The following is a 25,127-nucleotide window of genomic DNA, read 5'->3' as shown; positions in this document are numbered from 1 at the left end:
GGCAATTTAAAAGACTTCTTATAAATAGATATACAAATGGTTAAAAAGTTATTGGTTGTAGGTATTATATATGCATTAACAGCTGTTGTTTTAGGAGCTCTAGGAGCGCATGCCTTAGAGAAATATCTAACAATCGACCAGTTGAAAAGTTTTGAAACAGGTGTACGTTATCAAATGTATCATGCCCTAGCACTTATATTATTAGCTTCTATTCCGCTTATAAGCGATAAGACTAAAAAAGTTGTTTTTTATTTATTTACCATTGGTGTTATTCTGTTTTCTATTAGTATTTACCTGTTAACAACTACAAGCCTTTGGAACATTGATTTTTCTTTTCTCGGGCCTGTAACTCCTATAGGTGGATTGCTACTTATCTCTGGTTGGATTGTGCTTCTGTGGAAAATTATTTCAAATAATTCTGTTAATAGATAGGGAGAGAGATATATGATTTCTATTTTTGCATCCTAAACCTTAGCTAAACAAAAGGATAATCATGGGTTCAAATACCTTAGTTACGAAAACGATTTCGTTAGAAGAATGGGGAATTAAAAATTCCAAAATTAATTATCAACTACCACCAGCAGAGCTGCAAAAGATTAGTGTTGCTAGCTATGATGGTAAAGAAACCGCAAACGGCACACTCGCTGTTAATACCGGTGAATTTACTGGTAGATCGCCGATGGACCGCTTCATTGTTAGAGATGAGGTTACCGAGGACAAAGTCTGGTGGGGTAATATCAATATACCTTTTGAATCGGATAAATTTGATGCATTACTTCATAAAGTGACCTCTTACCTGGATGGTAAAGATGTTTTTGTGAGAGATGCATATGCCTGTGCACATCAAGATTATAGACTTAATATTAGAGTCATTAATGAGTATCCGTGGTCTAACATGTTTGCTTATAATATGTTCTTAAGGCCAGAGAATGAAGAGTTAGAGAATTTCTCTCCAGAATGGACTGTTATAAATGCACCAGGATTTATGGCAGTACCTGATCAAGATGGTACAAGACAGCATAACTTTGCTATTCTTAATTTTTCTAGAAAGATTGCTTTAATAGGTGGAACCGGTTATACTGGCGAAATCAAAAAAGGAATTTTTAGTGCGCTCAACTTTATTTTGCCTGTGTATAAAAACACTTTGCCTATGCACTGTAGCGCAAACGTAGGAAAAGATGGAAGTACAGCCATCTTTTTTGGTTTAAGTGGTACAGGTAAAACAACTCTTTCTACAGATCCAGATCGAGCATTGATTGGTGATGATGAGCATGGCTGGACTTCAAATAACGATGTTTTCAATTTTGAAGGTGGATGTTATGCAAAGGTGATAAATCTGGATGCAGAAGGTGAGCCAGAAATTTACAATGCTATTAAGCCTGGTGCGATTTTAGAAAATGTTATCTTGAACGCTGATAAAACAGTAGATTTTAAGGATACATCTATTACCCAAAATACGAGAGTAAGTTATCCTATCTTCCATATCGACAATATTAAGAAACCTTCTGTAGGAGATAATCCTAAGAATATTTTCTTCTTAACTGCAGATGCTTTTGGAGTATTGCCTCCTATATCTAAATTAACTCCTGGTCAAGCAGCATACCATTTCATTAGTGGTTATACTGCAAAAGTCGCAGGAACAGAAGCTGGTATTACAGAGCCAGTTCCTAGCTTCTCTGCTTGTTTTGGAGCGCCATTTATGCCTCTTCACCCTACTAAGTATGCTGAGATGTTGAGTGCAAAAATGAAAGAAACAGGTGTTAATGTATGGTTAGTAAATACAGGATGGACTGGTGGGCCATATGGTGTTGGTTCGCGAATGAAGTTGAAATATACTCGAGCGATGATTACAGCAGCAATGGACGGTAGTCTAGAGGCTGCAAATAAGGACAATTATCACGTGCATTCTGTTTTTGGTGTTGCACAACCACGTACTTGTCCAAATGTGCCTACAGATGTTTTGAGTCCTAGGGCAACATGGAAAAATGATGAAGGTTATTATAAAACCGCATCAAAGTTGACTAATGCATTTAGAGATAACTTCAAACAATTTGAAGATTATGCTTCTTCAGAAATAATGGCAGGAGCACCACTGAAGTATTAATTGTATCAACTTTATTATATAAAAAAAGTCCCTTTATCTAAGGGACTTTTTTGTGTTTAAACATTACGCTTTCGCGAAAGCGTAATATTATTTATCTTCTTTAATGTAATTTTCAATAGCCATAGTCATTGAAGGAGACTCAGGTGTAGGAGCTTGTATATCGATACGTAGTCCCATGTCTTCAGCAGTTTTCATAGTGGTATTTCCAAAAACAGCGATTCGTGTTTTATCCTGAGTAAATTCAGGAAAATTCTTAAACAATGATTCTATTCCACTAGGACTGAAGAATACTAAAATATCGTATTTCACGTCTGCTAGATCAGAAAGATCACTTATTACGGTACGGAAAAAAGTTCCCGAGGTCCACACTACTCCTAAAGCATCCATTTGTTCTGGTACTTCATCTTGAAGCTTGTCAGAACTTGGGATTAAAAACTTTTCGTTTTTATGCTTTTTAATAAGAGGAACTAGTTCTTTGAAGGTACGTTTACCAACATAAATTTTACGCTTGCGGTACACTACATATTTTTGCAAATAATAAGCAACAGCTTCACTTTGGCAGAAGTATTTCAACGAGTCCGGAATTTTATATCTCATTTCTTCGGCAACTCTGAAGAAATGGTCGACACTATTACGGCTAGTTAAAACAATGGCAGTGAACTTGCTAATGTCTATTTTTTGCTCGCGTACTTCTTTAGAAGGAACACCTTCTACATGTATAAACGAACGGAAATCTATCTTAACCTTAGTACGATCTACTAAAGTCTGATAGGGTGAATTTTCCATTTTAGGTTCAGGTTGGGAAACTAAAATTGTCTTCACTTTCATAAGCATTCTTTTCTTTATTAGTAGGCTCTAGACAGCATAATATACTTATATAAAAGTAGATAGGGTGCTGTTTCAAGCGCGCAAAGATACAAAATAAAATAAAAAGAGTGTTGAAGTAGTGACTTTGAATAGGTATAAAGGATTATAAAATTATAAATAACAAACATGAAAATACTTACAATGCTTATCAATCGTACCGCTACTATAGAATCATGAAAGGTGTAATAAATTAATAGATTAACAATAATTAGTAATATACCTAAGACGGCTCTATAAGTATTTCGATGGTATTCAATTAATTCTAATATCTCATCAAACTTCATTAAAGACGCAATCATCATAGAGAAATATCGCTTTGCAAGAATAAATATCGTTAGTCCAGTTAAGATGAGTGTAAATGTCTTAAAATCTAATAATAATTGACCTTCAGTAAAGGATAGTTTTGTAATCCATAAAGCCAAACCAATAGTGTATACGGTCACTGTAATGATTCTGAGACCATGATTTGGATTCTCGTTCCTGGAGACTTTAATGTATCGATTACTTATCGCGGCACTTAGTAAGTGATAAAATTCACTTTTGTAAATCCACTTTGCAATTACTAATAGTAACAGACAAAATGCGATAACTATGGTAGCCCAGTTATTTATATATGATTCTCTCAGTTCCATAGGTTGTAAAAATAAGTTCTTTTGTTTTTCGTTAGTACAGCTAGGCTATTTATTTCGTTATTTTTACCAACTCTATGAAGAAATCAATTGTAATAATTCCTACTTATAACGAAAAGGAAAATATATCCATGATAATTGAGTCTGTTTTCTCTCTTTATCAAGATGTACATGTATTAATTGTAGATGATAATTCACCAGATGGTACATCTGCGATTGTAGAGGGTTATCAGTCAGGTTTTTCTGATAGACTTTTTTTAGAAAAAAGAGCTGGGAAACAAGGCCTAGGTACTGCTTATATACATGGTTTTAAATGGGCTCTAGTTAGAGATTATGATTACATATTTGAAATGGATGCAGATTTTTCACATAACCCTGCAGATCTATTTAAACTTTACACTGCCTGTGAGCTTGGTGCAGATCTTGCTATAGGAAGTAGATATGTAAAAGGTGTTAATGTGGTCAACTGGCCTATGTCACGTATTTTACTCTCTTATGGAGCTTCAAAATATGTTAGATGGATTACTAGAATGCAAATTCACGATACTACAGCGGGATTTGTATGTTATAAAGCTAGTTTATTAAGAAAATTTAATTTGAATAAGATTAAATTTGTAGGCTACGCATTTCAAATAGAAATGAAGTTTAAAGCGTGGTTACTTAAAGCTCAGATTGTTGAGGTGCCAGTAATTTTTACAGACCGCTCTAGAGGTCATTCTAAGATGAGCGGCGGTATTATAAGTGAAGCCGTTTTTGGGGTTTTAAAAATGAAGATAAGTAGTTTATTAGGGAAACTAGATATATGAGAAAGACGTTAATTAAGAATGCCAAGATTGTTACTGATGGAATCACTAGAAATGGTGATCTTCTTATTGAAGGTGATGTTATAAAAGAGATTTCTGAAAGTATAAGTGCCAAAGATGGTAATACAATTATTATCGATGCAGAAGGTAAATACTTATTGCCAGGTGTTATAGATGATCAGGTTCATTTTAGAGAGCCTGGATTGACTCATAAGGGCAATATTGAGTCTGAAAGTGCAGCTGCGGTCGCCGGAGGAATTACCACCTACATGGAAATGCCTAATACCTCTCCACAAACGACAACCATTAAAGAATGGGAAAATAAAATGGCTATAGCTGCTAAAGATAGTTATGCCAATTATGCTTTCATGTTTGGTGGGACGAATGATAATCTAGACGAAATTCTTAAGGTAGATGTAACTAAAGTGCCTGCGTTAAAGCTGTTTTTAGGATCGTCTACTGGTAATATGCTGGTTGATGATAAAGAAGTGCTTAAAAAAATATTTTCTAACGTAAAGTTGAGAATAGCACTACATTGTGAAGATGAAGCAACCATCAAAGCTAATTTACAACAGGCTATTGATACCTATGGAGATGATATCCCTATGGAGCAACATCCTATTATAAGAAGTGAAGAAGCTTGTTATCTAAGTAGTTCTGGAGCAGTTGAATTAGCCAAAGAAACGGGTGGTAGGATTCATGTATTCCATCTTTCAACAGGGAAAGAAACAAATCTTTTTAATAATAAAAAGGCTATTAAGGATAAGCAAATCACATCAGAGGTCTGTATACATCATCTGTGGTTTAGTGATGAAGATTATGCTGCAAAAGGTTCATTAATTAAATGGAATCCAGCTGTGAAAACAGCAAAGGACCGTGAAGAAATATGGGAAGCATTACTAGATGATCGTATCGATGTAATTGCCACAGATCATGCGCCTCATACTATTGATGAGAAATCTAATTCTTATTTAAAGTGTCCTAGTGGTGGACCATTAGTGCAACATGCTTTACCGGCTATGATGCAGTTTGTTGCAAAAGAGAAAATATCGATTGAAAAAGTAGTAGAGAAAATGTGCCATAATCCAGCATTGTTGTTTGATATTGCAGATCGTGGTTTTATTAGAGAAGGCTTCAAAGCAGATCTTGTACTTGTTGATCCCAATAATCCATGGACGGTAACTAAAGATAATATACTGGCAAAATGTGGGTGGTCACCTTTTGAAGGTGTTACCTTTAATAGTCGTATCACTCATACGTTTGTAAATGGTCACCTAGCATATCAAAATTTCAAGGTAAATCAGGTGAAAAATGCTCAAGCGCTTACTTTTCAACGATGAGAAAGTTGTCAGCGATTTTAAGTTTATTGATAATTGGAGCTTGCTCTGGTATAGAAAGAACACCAAAGCCAGATCCTTTTTTTGATACTGAAAAAATGGCTTCTATAATGACAGATGTTTATTTAATTGAAGGTTCTATGACTTCGAATCGTAAATCTTTTGTCGATTTGGGAATTATACCGGATCAATACGTTTATCAAAAACACGGTATTGACAGTATCTCATTTAAGAACAATTTTAATTATTACGCAGATAGGGTAGAGGATTTTATTGAAGTTTTAGACTTAGTTGATGAAAAATTACTAGTCATTAAAGATAGCGTGACAGCAAGACAAAATAATATCAATAAAGCTGTTCCCCAATTAGACTCTATATCAAAAAATAAGATTGATAAAGTTCTAGAGTCTTTAAAATAAGCTTCTTCTTATTTTAAAGTTTTTAAGTAGTAATCGCATACTCGCTGGATGCTTTTATCAATTGGTGTGTAGTTAAAATCTACATGCTCTTTAATCTTTAAACCATCATACTTACTGTGAGAGGTTAATGATTGTACGGTAGCACGTTCTAGGCCTCTATTAAAACCTATCCAGTGGCCTATCTTCATTGTTGCAGATATGAGATATAACATCCATTTAGGGATCATGATCTTAGGTGCTTTCTTTTTTAAGCTATGACTTATTTTACTCAAAATTTCTTTATAATGAATCGATGATTGAACGATAATAAAACGTTCATTTACGATATCAGAATTCATAAGTTGTATCATCGCATTGGTAACATCTCTTACGTCTACAAAACCACTAGATCCATCGGTATAAAAAGGTTGTTTTCTATAGGTTTGAGAGAATAATTTTCCAGATCCACTTTCCCAATTTCCTTCACCTATAATAACACCAGGATTAACTATAATAACATTCATCCCTTCTTGAGTTGCACGCCATACTTCCATCTCGCCACCATATTTTGAAATGGCATAGTTGCTGTTTTTTGCGTCTAGATTAAAAAAGTCTTCTTCATTTATAGCTCGTTGTCCTACTGGGTCGCCCAGCGTTGCTATACTACTTACATAGCATAGTTTCTCTATTTGATGAGCTTGTGCGGTATTGATAACATTAGAAGTTCCTGTTACATTAACCTTCTTCATTTGCCAGAAAGGAGCGCCATCTACAATAGCTGCGCAGTGATAAACCTGTGTAATGCCATACATGGCTTCTTCTAGGCTTGGTATTTCTAGAATATCACCTTGTACCCATTCAATCTCGTCAACTAACTGATCTTTGTTAGCACCATAAGAATTAAATATAGCACGTGTTTTATCGATACTCTTAAGATCTCGATATATCGCTCTTATTGGAGTTCCGCTTTCGCAAAAGCGATATAACAAATGTCCACCTACTAGTCCAGTGCCGCCAGTTACTAAAATCATATGGTAAAAGTACATAAACCGCGCTTTAAATACTCTTAAAAGTGCGGTAAAGCCTATATATTTGCAGCTTAAATATTTTGAGATGGCTTACAATTTTGCAGAAGAACTAAGATGGAGAGGTATGATACATGATATCATGCCAGGAACTGAAGAATTACTTGAAAAAGAAGTTGTTACAGGATATATAGGTTTTGATCCTACTGCAGATTCTTTACATATAGGTAGTATGGTGCAAATCATTTTATTGATGCATTTGCAACGTGCAGGTCATAGACCTATTGCTTTAGTAGGTGGTGCTACAGGTATGATAGGCGATCCATCTGGTAAAAGTGATGAACGCAATTTGTTGACTCAAGATATATTAGATAAAAATATTGCAGGTGTACAGTCTGTATTATCCAGATTTATCGATTTTGAAAAAGGAGATGATGCGACCAAAGCTGTTCTAGTGAATAACTATGACTGGATGAAAAACTTTAGCCTTATAGATTTTGCTAGGGATGTAGGGAAACACATAACTGTTAACTACATGATGGCTAAAGATTCTGTAAAGAAACGTGTTCAAGGTGAAGGCGAAGGAATGAGCTTTACAGAGTTTACTTATCAGCTTTTTCAAGGTTATGACTATGTTCATCTTTATGAAAATATGGGTTGTAAGCTACAAATAGGTGGTAGCGATCAATGGGGAAATATAACAACTGGTACAGAATTAGTGCGTCGTAAATTAGGTGGTAAAGCGTATGCCTTAACGACACCATTAGTTACCAAGGCAGACGGAACTAAATTTGGTAAAACAGAGTCTGGAAATGTTTGGTTGGATACAGATAAAACATCGGTTTATAAGTTCTTTCAATTCTGGATTAATGCTACTGATGAAGATGCAATAAATTGGATTAAAATTTTCACATTCTTGGATAAAGAAACTTGTGAGTCTTTAATTGAAGAGCATGCAAAAGATCCTGGCTATAGAGTGTTGCAAAAACGTCTTGCAGAAGAAGTGACAGTTATGGTGCATGGTCGTGAGGCTTATGATACCGCTCTTAAAGCTTCGCAAATATTATTTAGTAAAACGGTAACTCCAGAGCAGTGGAGTGAATTTAATCAAGAAACTTTACTCGATATTTTTGAAGGTGTTCCACAAGCCGAAATTGCTAAAGATGCTTTAAAGGATGGTGTAGATCCTGTAACTCTCATGGCAGACTTAACAAGTTTCTTGCCGTCAAACAGTGAGGTACGTCGTGCTCTTAAAGAAAATAGTCTTTCTATCAATAAGAATAAAATAAACGCGGAGACAGTAATTACCACTGATAATTTAATTGCAGAGAATATGTTGTTGCTTCAACGTGGTAAACGTAATTACTTTTTAGTGTTAGTGAAGTAAAAGTTATTCCACAGCCATCAAATTGCAGCCTCTTATATCAGACTGATCAAACCTTCCTAGAACTTGAAAAGTGCCATCGGGTAATACTTTACCTAGATCTTGTGTAGCAATAAAGGAACAGGAATTATAGTTAGCTAGATCTATTATGTTAAGTCCACCAGTTTTTGAGGATTTTAATAAACTCAATGGATCATTAGTGTCTCGAGTAGTTACTTTCATCCACGGTGGCGTGGTAAAATTAATACCATCGCTAGCATAGGCTTGTGATAATAGCTCTGTCATGCCGTATTCACTTTGAATACTCGCTTTCGCGAAAGCGGACTTTAAAATATCATGCAGCTCCTGTTTAATGATTTCCTTACGCATGCCTTTCATTCCACCAGTCTCAATGATGATGGTTTGAGGTAATTCTTGAGGGAACTTTTCTGCTAGTTGCAGTAGCGCAAAGGTGACTCCTATAAGAATGACCTTTTGATTATTTTGCTGTAAGGTTTTAAGCACTTGTGCAAGTTCATCTATATTATTAAGATAGAAGCCGCTAGATGGATGTTTGCTCTTTTCTATCCAGCGTTGTGCCATATAAACCAAAGAAGATCCACTGCGCTCTAAGTAATGCGGTAGTAAGGCGAGTACAGCATAATCTTCATGATTACCATAAGTGATGTCAAAGCTTTTATCCAAACTTAAATCATATACACCAGTATCAGTGATATGATGTTTAGATGTGGTCATGCCTGTGGTTCCGCTACTGGTAAATGTAATTTCTGATTTATTAGTATTACTAACAATATGGTGGCTCTTGAAAAACGAAATTGGAAGATATGGGATTTCATCTACCGATTGTGGTGTCGTTCTACCTATTAAATGACAGTATTTATGATATACAGTGTTGTGATCTAATTGATGTTTAAAGATGGCTAGTGCCAATTCTTCAAAATTAGATGATGATGTTATATTAAAAACTGACTGAAACAATAGGAAGTGTTAATTGATTTCAAAAGTAAATAAAAAAGCGCCGCAGTAACACTGCGGCGCTTGATTTATAAAAGTTTTGTAATTCTTATTGAACGACTAACTTTCTAGTTTGTAAATTTCCATTTTGAGAAACCTTTACAATGTAAAGACCAGCATCTAATGAAGATACATTGATAGAGTTAGTTACTGCTTTTTGAGAAATAACTTGCTGTCCTAATGCAGAGTAAATAATGACATCTACAGGATTACCATTCTCTACAGAGATATTGATTTCATTACCAGAAACTGGATTAGGGAATAATTTAAAGCTGTTTTTAGTAAACTGCTCGTTTGATAATGTAAAGTCGTTTACAGCACCTGGTGTACCTAAGTCACCAGAACCATAAGCACTTGTTGCAAGTCCCCAGTTAACACCTAGATCATTGTCTGTCGCATTATACTTTGATACTGCAAGTTCCATACTTGCACCGGTACCATCAGGAAAAGTTGCGCCGTTATCATAAATTACAATATCTATTACAGTTCCTGTACAATCTATCATTATTCCATCTGTTGAATTACCTAAACTAATAGTGTTATATTCATAATCAACTGTGATTCCTCCATTAATTGTTGAATCACTGCTCAATCCTAGAACAGCATAACCATTTGCAGGTACTACAAGACCGCTAATAACATGTGTTTCACTTGCTGTTAGGTCATCTTTTATTTCCCATCCTTGCATGTTAATAGGTGCAGATGTTGTGTTATAAACTTCAAAATACTCTCCTACACTATCACCAACTGCCGCTGGATTTTGCATAATTTCGGTTATGATAATATCTCCTGGGTTTGCACATACTACATTACCAATACAAGCTGGGCTTGTGATGCTACGTGTGAAACTACAACTACTATTTGTAGGGTCTCCAGTAAAAGTAATAGTAAAGTTTGTTCCTTCTGTTACACCAGTAATCATAATTTGTCCTGCAGCGACTGTTGAAGGATTGTCACCAGCAACAACACCATTACCTGCTGTATCAATTGTGTAAGTTGAAGTACCACCACCAGTATAATCAATGGTTACATCATACAAATCAACTCCTGCTGTATTAGTTTGACAAGTTTCAGTTATAGTACCTATTTGTAAATCACAAGGAAAAGCCACAGAGAAATTAGTAACGTCTGTTGCAATAGTAGTAGCACCGTCTATAAGATTTACGGTTACCATGTAAGATCCACCATCTTGAACAGTTATTGGAAACGGAGATGTAACACCTGTTGTAACCATACCATCAACGTTAATATCATATGTTGCTGTAGCTGGAGCATTCTGTGCGCTAAAAATAATATCTACACTAGTTGTTCCGCCAGCAAGTACAGTTCCATCTGCAGGTGAAGTAATATTTAAGGCTGCGGCCGTTGAACATCCTACAAAAGAACCAATAGTATTCCATCCACTATTTGATCCAGTCACAATCCATTCTGAAGCGGCTGCTGTAGTCATCATGGTTGTAGCGTCATAACCTCGAGAGGCATCCCAATCATTATTTGGACTACAAACTGATGATTTTCTTGTAAGTGTATTATTTGCAGTTCCATTTACAACACCTGCGACATCCCAACCTGAACCTGGATCACCGTTAAAATCTCCTAGGAAATCAAGAATAGTAAAACCTGTCATTTCTCCTGCATCAACTTGACCATCCATGTCTAAATCATTAAATGTTCCATTGTTTAGCACTAATGCAAATCCATCATCTCCATTACTTAAAAAATTGAAGGTTTGATCTGCTTGAGCAAGAATACTTGCATCTGCACTTCCATGTGCAACAACGTAAACATCTCCATCGGCAATTACTGCACCTGGATTGAAAGTGTTCCAAAACTCATATTCACCTACTACAGTTGGGTCATTTGAGACACTAGGCCATGCATATCCATCTAAATTAACTGGAGCACCAGTACCGTTATAAATTTCAAAAAATTTGTTGTTAGAAGTCCCTTCACCATATTTACTTATCAGTAATTCTGATGTTTGTGCGAAAGAAATTGCTGCAACGAAGAACATTGCAACCGTAAAGTAAATTTGTTTCATCTCTGATTGTTTTTTGCAAATATACATTATTCATAATCCTGCAGTCTTGACTTTAAGGGATTTAATGTTAACATAACATCAGATGTAATAAATTAATCAACCATTTAACACAACGGATTTTGTCTATTTTACGACGATTTTCTCTACGTGATTAATGTCCTCTCCAGAAATTGAGATTAAGTATATTCCTGCTTTCAAAGAGCTTAAATCAACTTTTACTATTTCATTAAAGTTTGATGTTTTATTGAAAACAATTCTTCCATTGAAGTCATATATGGTTAGAAGACCATTGTTGACTTGATTCAATGAAGCAATTGAGACTAGTCCGTTAGTAGGATTAGGGAAGATATTGAAAGAGTTAATAGACTCACTATCATTGCTTAGAGGTGCTGGTGTGTCAAATGCTTCAATTTGATCAAATCGGTTGTTGCTGTCTCCTTGTGTAGCACTAAAACCTAAACCTCTGGCTGCAAAAACTTCCCATATTCTATCACTGTTAACACCGCCATTTGCAATCATGTCTGCCTGTAGAATGGCGTCTCTACCATCTACAAAGCCAGGATTACAAGGCTGTAGTTTCATGCCGTCCATAATTAGTTGCATTGCAATATTGTTTCCGCCAGTTCCATTAAACAGATCAGGATCATATCCATAATCACTTATAAATCTCCAGGATAGATCCCATAGCATACTAGCCCATATAGAGCCAATCCCATGTGGTGCGGAAAAGTTTGCATTGTTAGTGTCGCCAAATGTTACTGGATTGATATTAAAATCAGTGCTATAAGGGAAATTTCTAATTCCAGGTCCAGTTACAGATTGATTTGTAGCATAGGTTCCTATACCTCTTATATCTGTACCTAAATCTCCTGGTTCTATAGTAATGATAAGACTGAACCAGTCACTCCAGCCTTCACCCATTTGTTCATTATTACTTAAGCAACTAGGGTTTGCAGGACCACCTGTCAATCGTGTTGAAATACCATGCCCATATTCATGTGCTACAATTCCATTATCTAAACTACCATCTTTTCTAAAAAGACCCGTATTGTTCAAACTAGCGTTGATAGTCGCGCCACCTTGTAATGCTGCAATTAAAGAATTACCATTATTTTGACTAATCATAATTGATGGAATAGTGACTAGATTTCCGTCATTCCCTGGTGCCATCGCGATAGGTGCAGTCGCAACATTATTAACTACAATCACGGCAATAGCTCCTTGATTTTGCGCAGCAAGAACTTTAGTCCCAAATTGGCAATTACCACGACGCATTACTACAATTTTTCCATTTAATGATGGGCCGTTTGTAATAACATCACAAGCATCGCTAGTGTCTGTAGATACACCTCCCGAATTATCGTCTATAACCAAGGCTAAATCTGATACTAAAGGACTATTAGGACTCGGTAAAGTATTGCCGAAAGCTGCTGGCTCACCATCATAACTGCCAGCGAGGTTACTGTTGTTTATCGTTAAAGGGTTTACTCCACCAGTGGTAGGCGCGTTCCATAAAAACATATTCATTCTAGGATTACCACCATCTCCAGGAGTACCAAAGGTTGCGTTATTAAATCCGCTACCATCCTGAGCATCTGCAACGACAAAGTCTCCTTCTAGACCACCATTACCATAGTTATTAGATTGGAAATTTCCACTGGCTTCATCAAATCCGTACTGGTACCAAATATCATGCATCATATTATTCATATAGAATAAGTTAACAGTTGATCCATTAATATTATCTCTAGCAGGAACGTCCAGCTGCTGTGGGAAACTAAAGTCTAGTGTAATCCCACCATCTGGTGATGCACCTATAGTGGATCCATCGCCATCAAAGTCGTCTTGAGCAAATACATTATTTCCTCTTGTAATAGTGAAATCAGGTCCTACAACAGCATTAGTGTCATGCCATCCAAAAGGTGATGCAACTGGATCTGCAGGACTATTTACTATAGATTCATTCCCATGATTAGGACTTTCTAATGGAAGAGCATAAACGTTATATTGAGAATTGTCCATGAAAGTAGTAGCTGTTTGTGTACTAAACGTCTCTGTAAAATAGCTGCTATGACGTGGTTGATGTTGATTTTCTTCATCATGACTGAAGTTACAACTAATTACTAAATCAATTTCCTTAATTAATTCACCAGATATACTGTCAATGTATAATAAATACATGTGTTGATTATCATTAGTTTCTATGTAGACTTGCCAGGTGAGTCTTAATATATTTTCAGTTTTAATATAAATAGGATTAAGCTTGATCGGTTTTGATGATAAAGAGCTATTTGAGAAATGTAGTATGCCGTTTTGATCGGTTCCAGTAGCATACGTATTGGTGTTAAAATTTAATTCCATTGAGCTAGCAGCTTGATGAATTGCAGTTATTGGTTCAATAGCGTTATTGGTCGAGTTTATTTTACTAATAATGTTCTTTTCAAATGAAATGGAGCTACTAATCACCTCATTATCTCTAATTAAGAACATAGAAGAGCTATTTGCAATTTCAATCCCTTGATAGTATTGAGATATATAAACGGTCTGAGCATTCAGACTTTTTGAAAAAGAGCTTGTAGTGACTTTTAGTTCGTTAATATCTTGAACTTCAAAAAGATAAGTGTTTTTGTTTTGATTTAAAAATTCTTTCGCTATACTGGTATATTCTTGTGCAGTGGCCTGTAAGCAAGTGATTGTTATAAATAGGGATATTAAAATTCTCATATATAATTGATAATCTGCGTAGTATTAAAGTCCCAATATACGTCTTGAATCTCATAATTCTATCACAAGACTTTGTTCATGTAACTGGTTTATGAAATTTCGCTTTCGCGAAAGCGGCTCTCAATAAAGAGCATAGATTTAATATCGCTTAACTTAAAGCTAACAATCAATTAATTTTAATTGCTGATAAACTTATTAACTTAGCAGCTTACTTTACACTAAGATGAAAGACGCTATTGCAAAGATTTTATTGGTAGATGATGAGCCAGATATTCTAGAAATCGTAAGCTATAATTTGAAAAACGAAGGTTATCAAGTTTTTACAGCTGAGAATGGAAAAGAAGGTGTTCAAAAGGCCAAGAAGAAAAAGCCAGACTTGATCATTCTAGACGTGATGATGCCTATCATGGATGGTATTGAAGCTTGCGAGCAAATCCGTAAAATTCCAGAATTAGATCATACTATTATTACTTTCTTAACTGCACGTGGTGAGGATTATTCAATGATCGCCGGTTTTGATGCTGGTGCAGATGATTATATTCCAAAACCTATCAAGCCACGCGTATTAGTTTCTAAAGTAAAATCTTTATTGCGTCGCAATGCGATGCCTAAAGGTGATGAAGGTAATATTGTTAAGATAGGTGACCTAGTTATCGATAAAGATCAATATAAAATCATCTTTAAGAAAGAAGAAATTATTTTGCCACGCAAAGAATTTGAACTACTTTCATTACTTACTTCAAAGCCTGGAAAGGTTTTTAAAAGAGAAGAGATTCTCGATGTGGTATGGGGTAATGAAGTTATTGTAGGTGGTAGAACTATTGATGTTCATATCAGAAAACTAAGAGAAAAACTAGGTGACGATAGCTTTAAAACCGTAAAAGGTGTAGGCTATAAATATGTCAAATAACTCTTCTAATACTAAACGCAGCTATCGATTTGCAGTTAGATCATCTCTATTCATTACAATAGTTTTTGGTCTATTATTGCTATTGTTCCATCTTATTTTTGATCTTGAGTTTAAAAAATGGTGGCATGAACTGATCATGGTTTTGCTTCTTTTTTCTAGTTCCTTTTTTATAATACAATATCGTGTACAGCGATTTATATATCGTCGTATTAAAAAGATTTATGAGGATGTAAGTCTTTTAGAAACCAGCAGTTTTACAGATCGAGAGATTGCGACAGATATGCGTACATTAACAGAGCAGGTAGAACGATTTGCAAAAGATAAAAAGATAGAAATTGAAACTTTGAAAGTTAGAGAAACTTATAGAAAAGAATTCTTAGGTAATATCTCTCACGAACTTAAAACGCCACTTTTTACAGTACAAGGCTATATAGACACACTTATTGACGGAGCTCATAAAGATAAAGTCATACGTAAAAAGTATTTACAAAGAGCACAAAAAGGTGTGGAACGACTAACTTATATCGTTAAAGATATGGACATGATTACAAAGCTAGAGGTAGGCGACATGTCTCTAGAGGTAATAGATTTTGATATCGTAGAATTAGTGCAACAAGTCTTTGATCAATTTGAGATGAAGGCCGCAAAAAAGAACATTTCTCTAACCTTTGATATGGATTATACAGATCCTATTATAGTTTTTGCAGATCAAGAACGCATACAACAAGTGATTGCCAATCTAGTTGTTAATTCTATCAAATACGGTAAGCAAAACGGTACAACAGAGATAGCCATTGAAGATCTTATAAATAATAAAGTGATCGTTAGAGTTACAGACAATGGCGAGGGAATTAAGGCAGAATTTATACCACGATTATTTGAGCGATTCTTTAGAGTAGATCAAAGTGGTTCTCGTCGCGAAGGTGGATCTGGTTTAGGTCTAGCTATAGTAAAACACATTATAGAAGCCCATAATGAGAGCATCTATGTGGATAGTGAGCCTGGTATCGGCTCGGAGTTTTCGTTTACGTTAGAAAAAGTCTCTGATAATATATCAGATATTGAAGTAGTTGTTGAAGAGTAGATAGAATCTAACCCTTTATAAAGTTTTATTTTTTCTAACATCTCAATTTTAAAATCTTCTTGACTGGCAAAAGGAACAATGCCTTGATCATCTAATGATTGAGCGAGATACTCTTGTTCAAACTGTCCAGGTGTAGGTATAAAGAAAGCTTTTTTTCCTAGTTTATGTAGATCCATAATGGTTGTGTAACCACTGCGACTTAAGATGATATCACTGCGATCTAGAGCCTTTTGTAATCCTTCGGTAGATAAGTAATTATAATAGGTGATATCACCTTTCTTTTCCATTTGTTGTTTTCCACGTACGTTACCTGCAATAAAAAGTACCTCGCCACTAAAACGTTTCACTTCGCTTAATAATTTACGTTCTAAAATACTACGTTGAGGTTCTGGACCAGAGAGAAGAACCATTAAATCGTATTTTATCTGTGATTTAGGATTGCGTTCAAACCTACTTAATGGTCCCAGATAAACTTTAAAAATATCGTCATCGGTATGTTGAGATAATAATCCAGATAAATTCAGTATACCATCTACATCGGGTATCCAACAATAATCAAACTTTTTTATATAATGTAAGTGTAGTTGAGTGCTTAACCAGGTCGTTGAGCCCGATAATACTTGCAATTGATGTGTGATAATCACACTTGGAATAATTTTACTATACAGGCCTAATCTATTGTCCGATATAACACCGTCTAATTGATGATGCGCAATTAACTCAGCTAGCATCAAGTGTTCTTTACGTATAGCATTCCAGATTTTAGGAGAGTCCTTAAGTAATTTAAGTTTTAAGAATTGTCCTTTTTCTGGATACGAAATCTCATAACTAGGTAATTCAATAAATTTTAATCTCGGAAATTCTTTTTTTAATAGTTCTAAAGCCATTCCATCGCTTGCTATGATAGGGTTGTCACCATTTCTGATAATAGCATTGATGATAGGAATACAACGAGTTGCATGACCTAGTCCCCAATTTAGTGGTGCAACCAGAATGTTTTTAGATATTTGCATATTCAAATATAAGTGTCTTTAAACCATAAGGGTTTAAGGATTAATTATCCATCTATTAAATAATTGTATTGGGATCTAAGAATAAATTAAAGCGATTTAACGAAAACGAAACATTCGATAACGTTATTCAACCTACTCGGGAAGAGATGACTACTGCTTTTGAGTGGAAAGGTAAATGGGCTACATTTTTTAAAAACGATAATCCTATAACCTTAGAATTAGGTTGTGGTAAAGGAGAATATACCATTGACCTAGCACGCAAATACCCTAACCGTAATTTTATAGGTGTAGATATAAAAGGTGCTCGTTTCTGGCGTGGTGCAAAAACAGCTATTGAGGAAGGACTCACTAATGTCGCTTTTTTGAGAACTCAAATAGAACTAGTTGAGTATGCTTTTGGAAAGAATGAGATAGATGAAATATGGATTACTTTTCCAGATCCACAAATAAAATATAAGCGCACTAAGCACCGCATGACTAATCCAGAATTTTTATCTAAGTATAAAAACATTCTTGTAGAAGGTGGATTTATTAATCTCAAAACAGATTCTGAGTTTATGCATGGTTATACATTGGGTTTATTGCAAGGACTAGGTGAAGATATTGTCTTTGCGCATCATGACATCTATACACACACTGAAGCGCCTGAAGAAGTAGTAAGTACCCAGACTTTTTATGAAAAGCAGTATCTTGAGCAAGGTAAAGCCATAACTTACCTTAAATTTAGACTGCGATAAATGATTACGTTTTTACATTTTATTTTTGGTTTTTGTGTCGGTTTTGTAGGAGTCATTCCTCCAGGATTATTGAATTTAACAGCTGCTAAAATAAGTGTAAAACAAAGTAGACGAGCCGCAGTCGTATTTGCCTTAGGTGCCGCTGTTGTTGTAATTGCGCAGGTTTATGTAGGAGTGTTTTTTTCTAAATTGCTTAATGATAATCCAGAGATTTTAATTACTCTTGAAAAATTTGCGATTGCCGTTTTTATAGCCTTATCTATTTTCTTTTTTATAAAAGCTAGACTGGATAATTCTCCAGAAATACAACCAGTAGATAAATCAGATGTAAAGCTTTTTAGTCAAGGTATTATTTTGTCAGCATTAAATATCTTCCCGATTCCTTTTTACATAGGTTTTAGCTCGTTCCTTGCAGGTCGCGGTCTATTTACCTTTGAATATCCCATGGCTCATTTGTTTATACTAGGTGCTTCTATGGGGACTTTTATGATGCTGTTTGCATATATCAAATATGTTAAGAAATTTGGTTTTGACAGTCATACATTTGCTCGTAAAATCAATTATATACTTTCCGCTTTAACCATGGTCATTGCCTTATTCACTTTAATACGTATTTATGAAGTCTTCTAATGATTTTTATGATCGTGTTTTTAAAGTAGTAAGACTAATTCCTTATGGTCGTGTCACTAGTTATGGCGCCATAGCACGATATATTGGTGCGCCGCGCAGTAGTAGGACAGTAGGGTATGCTATGAATGCTAGTCACAATGTGCCAGGCATACCAGCGCAACGCGTTGTAAATCGCAATGGTTTATTAACGGGTAAGCACCATTTTCAGGGCACTAATCTTATGCAACAACTTTTAGAAAGTGAAGGGATCACTGTAATCGAGGATCAAATTCAAAATTTTAAAGAAATCTATTGGGATCCTAATCTAGAGTTACCTGATTTTAAAGAATAATAGAGGTTATTTTGACTTCGCTTTCGCGAAAGCGTAATTCTTAACAACAGATTATCAGTTTCTTATTTAGATTGCTTTTAATTAAGTGTCTTGCTGCTTATCTTTGTAGTATTCTAAAGAAGCTATGAAAATAGAAAAACAACAAGTAATGAAGGCGCTAGAAACCATATCGGTTCCTGGTCATGGGCAAAATATGGTAGAAAGTGGTGCCATTAAAAACGTACTCGTTTTTGGAGATGAGGTCGTGGTAGATGTCACTATTGATAATCCTAGCTTACAAGCTAAAAAAAAGACAGAGGTTTCTATTCTACAAGCTATTCATAAAGAGGTTTATGAAAAAGCTCAGATTAAAGTAAATCTTAAAGTAGAAGCACCTGTTACTGAAAACAAGGCTCCAGAAATTAAAGGAAAAGCGATTCCTGGTATTGATAATATTATCGCTGTGGCCTCTGGAAAAGGTGGTGTAGGGAAATCTACCGTAACTGCAAATCTAGCAGTGTCACTTGCAAAAATGGGCTTTAAAGTAGGATTACTAGATGCAGATATCTATGGTCCTAGTGCTACCATAATGTTTGATGTAGTAAATGAAAAGCCACTATCGGTTAATGTAGATGGTAAATCTAAAATGAAGCCCGTAGAGAGTTATGGGGTTAAGATTCTTTCCATAGGATTCTTTACACAACCAGATCAGGCTGTCGTATGGCGAGGACCTATGGCTGCAAAGGCTTTAAATCAGATGATTTTTGATGCTGCATGGGGTAATTTAGATTTTCTAGTAGTCGATTTACCGCCAGGTACGGGAGATATTCATTTATCAATAATGCAATCATTACCATTAACAGGTGCTGTTGTTGTTAGTACTCCACAGACTGTAGCTCTTGCAGATGCTCGTAAAGGTGTTGCAATGTTTCAACAAGAAAGCATAAATGTACCCGTATTAGGGATCATTGAGAATATGGCTTATTTCACACCACCAGAATTACCAGAGAATAAATATCATATTTTTGGTAAAGATGGAGCAAGGCACCTAGCAGAAGATCTTAAAGTACCATTCTTAGGAGAGTTACCTTTATTACAAAGTATAAGAGAAGCAGGTGATGTAGGTCGTCCGGCGGCTATGCAAGAAGGAACTGAAATAGAATCTGCTTTTACAGAGATCACTAAAAACGTTGTAGAGCAAACTGTGCGACGCAACAGTGCTTTACCACCTACGAGAGCGATAGAAATAACAACTATGGCAGGTTGTAGTGCAGTAAATAAATAAAATTATGACAGGAACCGAACTTAAAGCCGCTGTTGAAGCTGGGCTAGAAGAAATCAGACCTTTTTTACAACGCGACGCTGGTGATATCGAGCTCGTAGATATTAAAGATGATAAATATGTCAGAGTACGCTTGTTGGGAACTTGTGTCGGTTGTCATGTAAATCAGATGACTTTAAAGTCTGGTGTGGAACTCACCGTTAAGAAACACGCTCCTCAAATAGAAAGTGTAATAGACATATCTGGTCAGGATTTAAAAGAAGAATATCGTGATAATATAGAGTTGTAAACTCTATCAAGCATAAAAAAAACCGATTCGTATGAATCGGTTTTTTTATGATATAATTTGTCTATTAGTAATTAAGAAAAGGCGTTTTCTCCAGTAATATCTAAACCTGTTATTAATAAATGAATGTCGTGAGTACCTTCATAAGTTATAACACTTTCTAGGTTCATAGAGTGACGCATAATGCTATACTCGCCAGTAATTCCCATACCACCTAACATTTGTCTTGCTTCTCTAGCTATGTTGATGGCTATTTCTACATTATTACGTTTAGCCATAGAGATTTGAGCACTAGTCGCCTTTCCTTGCTCACGCAGTACACCTAATCGCCAAGCTAGCAATTGGGCTTTAGTGATTTCAGTAATCATTTCTGCGAGCTTCTTTTGCTGTAATTGGAAACCAGCGATTGGTTTGCCAAACTGTATGCGTTCTTTTGAATATCTTAATGCTGTGTCATAGCAATCCATAGCTGCACCTATCGCGCCCCATGCAATCCCAAAACGGGCACTATCTAGACAGCTTAAAGGTGCACCTAGTCCACTGCGCCCTGGTAAAATATTTGATTTAGGAACTTTTACATCTTGAAAAATTAATTCTCCTGTAGCACTTGCTCTTAAAGACCATTTATTATGGGTTTCTGGTGTTGTAAATCCTTCCATTCCACGTTCTACTAAAAGGCCATGAATACGATCATTTTCATCCTTTGCCCATACAACAGCAACATCGCAAAATGGACTGTTAGATATCCATAGTTTTGCACCGTTAAGTATGACATGGTCACCAGCATCTTTAAAACGAGTAACCATTCCGCTAGGATTAGATCCGTGATCTGGCTCTGTTAAACCAAAGGACCCCATAAACTCACCACTAGCTAATTTAGGTAGGAATTTTTGTTTTTGCTCTTCAGTACCATATTTCCATATAGGATACATTACTAAAGAAGATTGAACAGATGCAGTAGAGCGCACTCCACTATCACCGCGTTCTATTTCTTGCATAATTAAACCATATGAAATTTGATCCAATCCAGCTCCACCATACTCTTCTGGTATATAAGGTCCGAATGCACCAATGGAAGCAAGTCCTGGAATAATACTTTTAGGAAACTTTGCGTCTTGTGCTGCCTGTTCAATGATAGGGGAAACGTCACGCTTGACCCATGCACGGGCAGCATCACGTATCATTATATGTTCCTCAGTTAAAAGGTCGTCCAGGTTATAATAGTCTGGTGCTTCAAATAAGTCTGGTTTCATCGTTTCAATCGTTTTCGTAAATATACTTTTCTTAAGTCAGATGCTCAAAGTGTTGCTTACATTTTTAAATAGAAATCTCTGACTAGGTTAATATAGTCTGTAGTGTAAAGGTGTCTACTTATTTCAATAGTGAGTAGGTCTGGTATTATCTCGCTTTCGCAAAAGCGTAATTCTAATAAGCTTCTCTTGATTGGGCTAGATTCTGTCCCTTTAACATGTGTGATTCGAGCTGGAAAGAGTTTGTAATGTGCCGCAATACCTAAGAAATGACGCTCTCTGTCGATAGGTATAACACAAGCAAAAATCCCATCCTCATCTAGTAACTTATAAACTCCATAGATGAGTTCCTCAAAGGGTAGGGCATCATCAAAACGTGCTTGCTCTCGATTTTTTTTAATATCGGTGTCTGTTGTAATATTACTAGAGTTAAAAAATGGTGGATTGCTTATGATTAAATCGTAAGTCTCATCTATTTCTTCAAAAAACTCTTGAAACGAAGCATGAAAACAGAACAATCGATCACCCCATGGGCTGTTTTCAAAGTTAGTAGCGGCTTGCTCAAAAGCGTCTTCATCTAGTTCTACAGCTTCTATCTGTGCGCTATGAAAACGTTGTGCCATCATTAAAGAAATAACACCAGTTCCAGCTCCTATGTCTAATATACGATCGGGATCTGGAGTGCTGTCTTCGCTGGCCCATGCTCCTAGAAGTACGCCATCTGTACCTATTTTTTGAGCACAACGATCTTGAGCTACTTCAAATTCTTTGAATTTAAAAATGCTCATATAGTATTATTCTGTAAGGTACATTTCTATAAGGCCATCAGGCGTTTCAACGGTAATGGTTTGAGTCTCACGATTTACTTCTTTTATGAAGTCATCGTTCATCGGGATTAATATTTCTATCCCATTTTGTTCCACCTCAAATAAGGCTTGAGATGTAGTGTCATTAACTCCGGTAATAATCCCTACTTCTCCATAGTTTACATCAACCATTTTGTAATTGATGATTTCATGAAAATAGAATTTATTTCCTTTTAATGGTGGTAAAGCTGTAAGTGGTAGGAACAAGTCGTGTTTCATTAATGCGTCTGCAGCAGCTTCATCATCGATGTCCTCAAACCTAACCCTTAATAGGAGCGATTTGTGTAGTTGACTAGATTCAATAAAAAATGGAACCAAGTTTTTACCGATTTCGATAAAAACTGATTCCATTTCTGTAAATAGCTCAGGTTCGTCAGTGTCTAATTTGACAAGCAACTCACCTTTAAAGCTAAATTTATTTACTATAGTACCTACGTAGAAACAATCCTTCTTACGCATGACTATAATTTATTCTTCTTCGCTAGATGCGTCTGCAGTTTCTACTACAGGTGCATTTGCAGCGATACGAGCTTCATTGATAGCTTTTTCTGCATCAAGTGCTTTAGCAGCAGCTGCATCAGCATCTTTTTGAAGTCCACCAGCTTTTGCAGCAATCTTAGCTTCTTTTTCAGAGGTCCAAGCGTTGAATTTTTCTTCCATTTGCTCTTCAGTAAATGCTCCTTTTTTAACACCACCTTTAAGGTGTTTTTTAAGCATTACTCCTTTGTAACCTAAAATTGCACGAGCAGTATCTGTAGGTTGTGCTCCATTTTCTAACCATTTTACAGCTCCGTCAACATCAAGGTTGATTGTCGCAGGGTTAGTGTTCGGGTTGTAAGTACCTATTTTGTCTAGATATTTACCATCTCTCTTTGAACGTGCATCTGCTGCAACGATCCAATAGAATGGTTTACCTTTCTTTCCGTGTCTCTGTAATCTAATTTTTACTGGCATATCATTAAAATTTGTGGGTGCCCGACCCTAGTTATTAATTTGAGTGTGCAAAAATATACTTATTTTAATAATGAGCAGCATATCTTTTATTTTTATTTACATTTGCTCAAACACATTTTTAAGAATGAGATTGATTAAACAGCTTTTTATTTATTCATTTGCGCTATTTGCATTTACCGCTTGTGAAGACAATTTAGAGGATGATAACATCCCAGCAATCCAGGCCGTACGCAACGGTGAATTTTTTAAGTCTACTCAAATGACTGCTGTGGCAAACGCAGATGGCTCAGTGACAATCACTGGTTTGAATAGAATTGAACAACTTCAATTTAATCTAGAGTCTGCAAATGCAGGTACCTATCCGCTAGGTTCTGGATCACCAAACGAGGCTGTTTACACATTTAATAATACAGACGTTTATTCAACAAATGAAGGAGCTGGTACAGGTCAGGTAGTATTATCTGCTGGTACACCTGCTGGAACTTTAACAGGTACTTTTTCTTTTGTGAGCTATTTACCTATGAATGCAGATTCATTATACATGCGTCAAGGTGTTATCTTTCAAGTACCATTTGGTAGTCCTATAGGGCCTGGAAGTAGTGCTACTGCTAGTAGTCTTGCTGCTGATGTTGATGGAGTAGCTTTTACACCTACTGTTATTTCTCCTATTAATGCAGGTGGTTCTATTGTGGTAAATGCATCAAATGGAGCTAATTCAATTGTGTTAACTTTTCCCGAGACTATCACGGTAGGTTCTTATACATTTGCTAGTTCAGGCATGTATACGGCAAATTATATATCTGGTGGTACACCTACACCAGCAATATCTGGTACATTAGATATTACAGCGGTAGATGCGGTTGCTGGTTCAGTAACAGGTACGTTCTCTTTTATGACAGGACCGCCTAATGATTTCAATATTACAAACGGAGCTTTTACTGTGTTTTATTAAGTAAAAATCTTTAAATAAAAAAAGCCTCTTAGTTCAAGAGGCTTTTTTTATGGAGTTAATTTTTTAGATAGATTTTTTTACCAGAATAATCTATAATAGCTTTAGATTTTATTAAAAAGTCTGCACCAAGCAAGCCGTTAATGCTACGCATTCCTTCAGCTTTTAAAGCCTGGTTAATAAAACTCATATCCATGGTTAGAAGACTGCAATCGTTATCAATCCATTCCCCTAATTGCATAATGTTGTTATGTGCGATTTGTGGAATTAAGGATCCGCTTGCGGTACCTATTTCTTGATTCATTTTTTCAGATAGTAATTGATATTTTTCTGATAAATCTTGATTTAAGCAAGTTGCACTGGCGCCAGTATCTATTATAAAACGTCCTGTATGCCCGTTAATAGATGCTTTGGTTATAATATGGCCACTTTTTTCAGATAGCCGGATAGTGTGTGAAAAGTATCCACGACTTTCTAGTGTTTTTTTAAGTGAAAACATGAGTTGAGTTTGTGGTAAATATAAATACGCT

At 35.8% G+C, this 25,127-nt stretch carries 26 protein-coding genes; 14 read left to right on the top strand and 12 right to left on the bottom strand.

Annotation, left to right across the window (positions count from 1 at the left end):
* The first annotated feature begins 36 nt into the window (after positions 1–36).
* Positions 37–432 (top strand): DUF423 domain-containing protein, encoded by a 396-nt coding sequence (locus R1T42_RS10320; protein ID WP_317290276.1) that lies wholly within the window; start codon positions 37–39, stop codon positions 430–432.
* A gap of 61 nt (positions 433–493) precedes the next feature.
* Positions 494–2,104 carry a phosphoenolpyruvate carboxykinase (ATP) gene (gene pckA / locus R1T42_RS10315; protein ID WP_317290275.1) on the top strand — a complete coding sequence of 537 codons (1,611 nt, stop codon included), beginning with the start codon at positions 494–496 and terminating at the stop codon, positions 2,102–2,104.
* Positions 2,105–2,191: 87 nt separating this feature from the next.
* Here pckA and R1T42_RS10310 read toward each other — a convergent pair whose 3' ends face one another.
* Both R1T42_RS10310 and R1T42_RS14355 read right to left on the bottom strand, forming a co-directional pair.
* Complete coding sequence (locus R1T42_RS10310; protein WP_036585301.1) at positions 2,192–2,932, bottom strand: uroporphyrinogen-III synthase; 741 nt, start codon at positions 2,930–2,932, stop codon at positions 2,192–2,194.
* 17 nt (positions 2,933–2,949) lie between these two features.
* Entirely contained in the window at positions 2,950–3,603 is a 654-nt protein-coding gene (locus R1T42_RS14355) for a DUF4271 domain-containing protein (protein ID WP_394805707.1), read from the bottom strand.
* A 74-nt stretch (positions 3,604–3,677) separates the two neighbouring features.
* Between R1T42_RS14355 and R1T42_RS10305 the strand changes: the two genes are divergently transcribed.
* From R1T42_RS10305 to R1T42_RS10295, 3 genes are read left to right on the top strand one after another with little or no spacing between them, the layout of a single operon-like run.
* Positions 3,678–4,406 carry a polyprenol monophosphomannose synthase gene (locus R1T42_RS10305; RefSeq protein WP_317290274.1) on the top strand — a complete coding sequence of 243 codons (729 nt, stop codon included), beginning with the start codon at positions 3,678–3,680 and terminating at the stop codon, positions 4,404–4,406.
* Complete coding sequence (locus tag R1T42_RS10300; RefSeq protein WP_317290273.1) at positions 4,403–5,743, top strand: dihydroorotase; 1,341 nt, start codon at positions 4,403–4,405, stop codon at positions 5,741–5,743. Before R1T42_RS10305 ends, R1T42_RS10300 begins: the two co-directional genes overlap by 4 nt.
* The gene (locus tag R1T42_RS10295; RefSeq protein WP_317290272.1) at positions 5,740–6,159 is read left to right on the top strand and encodes a DUF4296 domain-containing protein; all 420 of its coding nucleotides are present in this window, start codon (positions 5,740–5,742) and stop codon (positions 6,157–6,159) included. Before R1T42_RS10300 ends, R1T42_RS10295 begins: the two co-directional genes overlap by 4 nt.
* Before the next feature lie 8 nt (positions 6,160–6,167).
* Here R1T42_RS10295 and R1T42_RS10290 read toward each other — a convergent pair whose 3' ends face one another.
* Positions 6,168–7,169, bottom strand: a complete 1,002-nt coding sequence (locus R1T42_RS10290) for an NAD-dependent epimerase/dehydratase family protein (protein ID WP_317290271.1) — start codon at positions 7,167–7,169, stop codon at positions 6,168–6,170.
* An 82-nt stretch (positions 7,170–7,251) separates the two neighbouring features.
* Here R1T42_RS10290 and tyrS point away from each other — a divergent pair, with 82 nt between their 5' ends.
* Positions 7,252–8,550, top strand: a complete 1,299-nt coding sequence (gene tyrS, locus R1T42_RS10285; protein WP_036583968.1) for a tyrosine--tRNA ligase — start codon at positions 7,252–7,254, stop codon at positions 8,548–8,550.
* A 3-nt stretch (positions 8,551–8,553) separates the two neighbouring features.
* Here tyrS and R1T42_RS10280 read toward each other — a convergent pair whose 3' ends face one another.
* The 3 genes from R1T42_RS10280 to R1T42_RS10270 form a co-directional block, all read right to left on the bottom strand.
* Entirely contained in the window at positions 8,554–9,525 is a 972-nt protein-coding gene (locus tag R1T42_RS10280; RefSeq protein WP_317290270.1) for a LuxE/PaaK family acyltransferase, read from the bottom strand.
* Between the two features lie 85 nt (positions 9,526–9,610).
* A complete protein-coding gene (locus R1T42_RS10275) occupies positions 9,611–11,602 on the bottom strand; it encodes a lamin tail domain-containing protein (protein WP_317290269.1) in 1,992 nt (663 codons plus the stop codon).
* A gap of 123 nt (positions 11,603–11,725) precedes the next feature.
* Positions 11,726–14,326: a T9SS-dependent M36 family metallopeptidase gene (locus R1T42_RS10270; protein ID WP_317290268.1), complete on the bottom strand. Its 2,601-nt coding sequence runs from the start codon at positions 14,324–14,326 to the stop codon at positions 11,726–11,728.
* Positions 14,327–14,549: 223 nt separating this feature from the next.
* Between R1T42_RS10270 and R1T42_RS10265 the strand changes: the two genes are divergently transcribed.
* Both R1T42_RS10265 and R1T42_RS10260 read left to right on the top strand, forming a co-directional pair.
* Complete coding sequence (locus tag R1T42_RS10265) at positions 14,550–15,236, top strand: response regulator transcription factor (RefSeq protein ID WP_317290267.1); 687 nt, start codon at positions 14,550–14,552, stop codon at positions 15,234–15,236.
* A complete protein-coding gene (locus R1T42_RS10260) occupies positions 15,226–16,320 on the top strand; it encodes a sensor histidine kinase (RefSeq protein WP_317290266.1) in 1,095 nt (364 codons plus the stop codon). The genes R1T42_RS10265 and R1T42_RS10260 overlap by 11 nt, the downstream gene beginning before the upstream one ends.
* Here the strand turns inward: R1T42_RS10260 and R1T42_RS10255 are convergent.
* Positions 16,221–17,333 (bottom strand): glycosyltransferase, encoded by a 1,113-nt coding sequence (locus tag R1T42_RS10255; protein WP_317290265.1) that lies wholly within the window; start codon positions 17,331–17,333, stop codon positions 16,221–16,223. The genes R1T42_RS10260 and R1T42_RS10255 overlap by 100 nt on opposite strands.
* Positions 17,334–17,401: 68 nt before the next feature.
* Between R1T42_RS10255 and trmB the strand changes: the two genes are divergently transcribed.
* From trmB to R1T42_RS10230, 5 genes are all read left to right on the top strand, one after another.
* On the top strand, positions 17,402–18,070 hold the full coding sequence (trmB, locus tag R1T42_RS10250) for a tRNA (guanosine(46)-N7)-methyltransferase TrmB (RefSeq protein WP_036583988.1): 669 nt from the start codon (positions 17,402–17,404) through the stop codon (positions 18,068–18,070).
* On the top strand, positions 18,071–18,700 hold the full coding sequence (locus R1T42_RS10245; protein ID WP_317290264.1) for a LysE family translocator: 630 nt from the start codon (positions 18,071–18,073) through the stop codon (positions 18,698–18,700). It abuts the gene before it with no gap.
* Positions 18,687–19,031, top strand: a complete 345-nt coding sequence (locus R1T42_RS10240) for an MGMT family protein (protein WP_036583994.1) — start codon at positions 18,687–18,689, stop codon at positions 19,029–19,031. Before R1T42_RS10245 ends, R1T42_RS10240 begins: the two co-directional genes overlap by 14 nt.
* A gap of 124 nt (positions 19,032–19,155) precedes the next feature.
* The gene (locus R1T42_RS10235; protein ID WP_036583996.1) at positions 19,156–20,295 is read left to right on the top strand and encodes an Mrp/NBP35 family ATP-binding protein; all 1,140 of its coding nucleotides are present in this window, start codon (positions 19,156–19,158) and stop codon (positions 20,293–20,295) included.
* A gap of 4 nt (positions 20,296–20,299) precedes the next feature.
* The gene (locus R1T42_RS10230) at positions 20,300–20,581 is read left to right on the top strand and encodes a NifU family protein (RefSeq protein ID WP_317290263.1); all 282 of its coding nucleotides are present in this window, start codon (positions 20,300–20,302) and stop codon (positions 20,579–20,581) included.
* A gap of 71 nt (positions 20,582–20,652) precedes the next feature.
* Here R1T42_RS10230 and R1T42_RS10225 read toward each other — a convergent pair whose 3' ends face one another.
* Genes R1T42_RS10225 through R1T42_RS10210 form a run of 4 tightly spaced genes read right to left on the bottom strand, consistent with a single transcriptional unit; the run spans position 20,653 to position 23,648 of the window.
* Complete coding sequence (locus R1T42_RS10225; RefSeq protein ID WP_036583999.1) at positions 20,653–21,831, bottom strand: acyl-CoA dehydrogenase family protein; 1,179 nt, start codon at positions 21,829–21,831, stop codon at positions 20,653–20,655.
* Between the two features lie 56 nt (positions 21,832–21,887).
* The gene (locus tag R1T42_RS10220) at positions 21,888–22,616 is read right to left on the bottom strand and encodes a tRNA1(Val) (adenine(37)-N6)-methyltransferase (protein ID WP_317290262.1); all 729 of its coding nucleotides are present in this window, start codon (positions 22,614–22,616) and stop codon (positions 21,888–21,890) included.
* Between the two features lie 6 nt (positions 22,617–22,622).
* Entirely contained in the window at positions 22,623–23,153 is a 531-nt protein-coding gene (gene rimM / locus R1T42_RS10215) for a ribosome maturation factor RimM (protein ID WP_036584004.1), read from the bottom strand.
* A 9-nt stretch (positions 23,154–23,162) separates the two neighbouring features.
* Positions 23,163–23,648: a 30S ribosomal protein S16 gene (locus tag R1T42_RS10210; RefSeq protein ID WP_036584006.1), complete on the bottom strand. Its 486-nt coding sequence runs from the start codon at positions 23,646–23,648 to the stop codon at positions 23,163–23,165.
* 124 nt (positions 23,649–23,772) lie between these two features.
* Between R1T42_RS10210 and R1T42_RS10205 the strand changes: the two genes are divergently transcribed.
* Complete coding sequence (locus R1T42_RS10205) at positions 23,773–24,600, top strand: DUF6252 family protein (protein WP_317290261.1); 828 nt, start codon at positions 23,773–23,775, stop codon at positions 24,598–24,600.
* A 55-nt stretch (positions 24,601–24,655) separates the two neighbouring features.
* On the opposite strand, the gene R1T42_RS10200 is transcribed toward R1T42_RS10205, so the two are convergent.
* Positions 24,656–25,096, bottom strand: a complete 441-nt coding sequence (locus R1T42_RS10200) for a retropepsin-like aspartic protease (protein WP_042295357.1) — start codon at positions 25,094–25,096, stop codon at positions 24,656–24,658.
* Positions 25,097–25,127 lie beyond the last annotated feature (31 nt).

It is taken from the genome of Nonlabens ulvanivorans, from assembly GCF_032922765.1.
Taxonomy (GTDB): domain Bacteria; phylum Bacteroidota; class Bacteroidia; order Flavobacteriales; family Flavobacteriaceae; genus Nonlabens; species Nonlabens ulvanivorans.
This window is presented reverse-complemented; position numbering and strand designations above follow the sequence as displayed.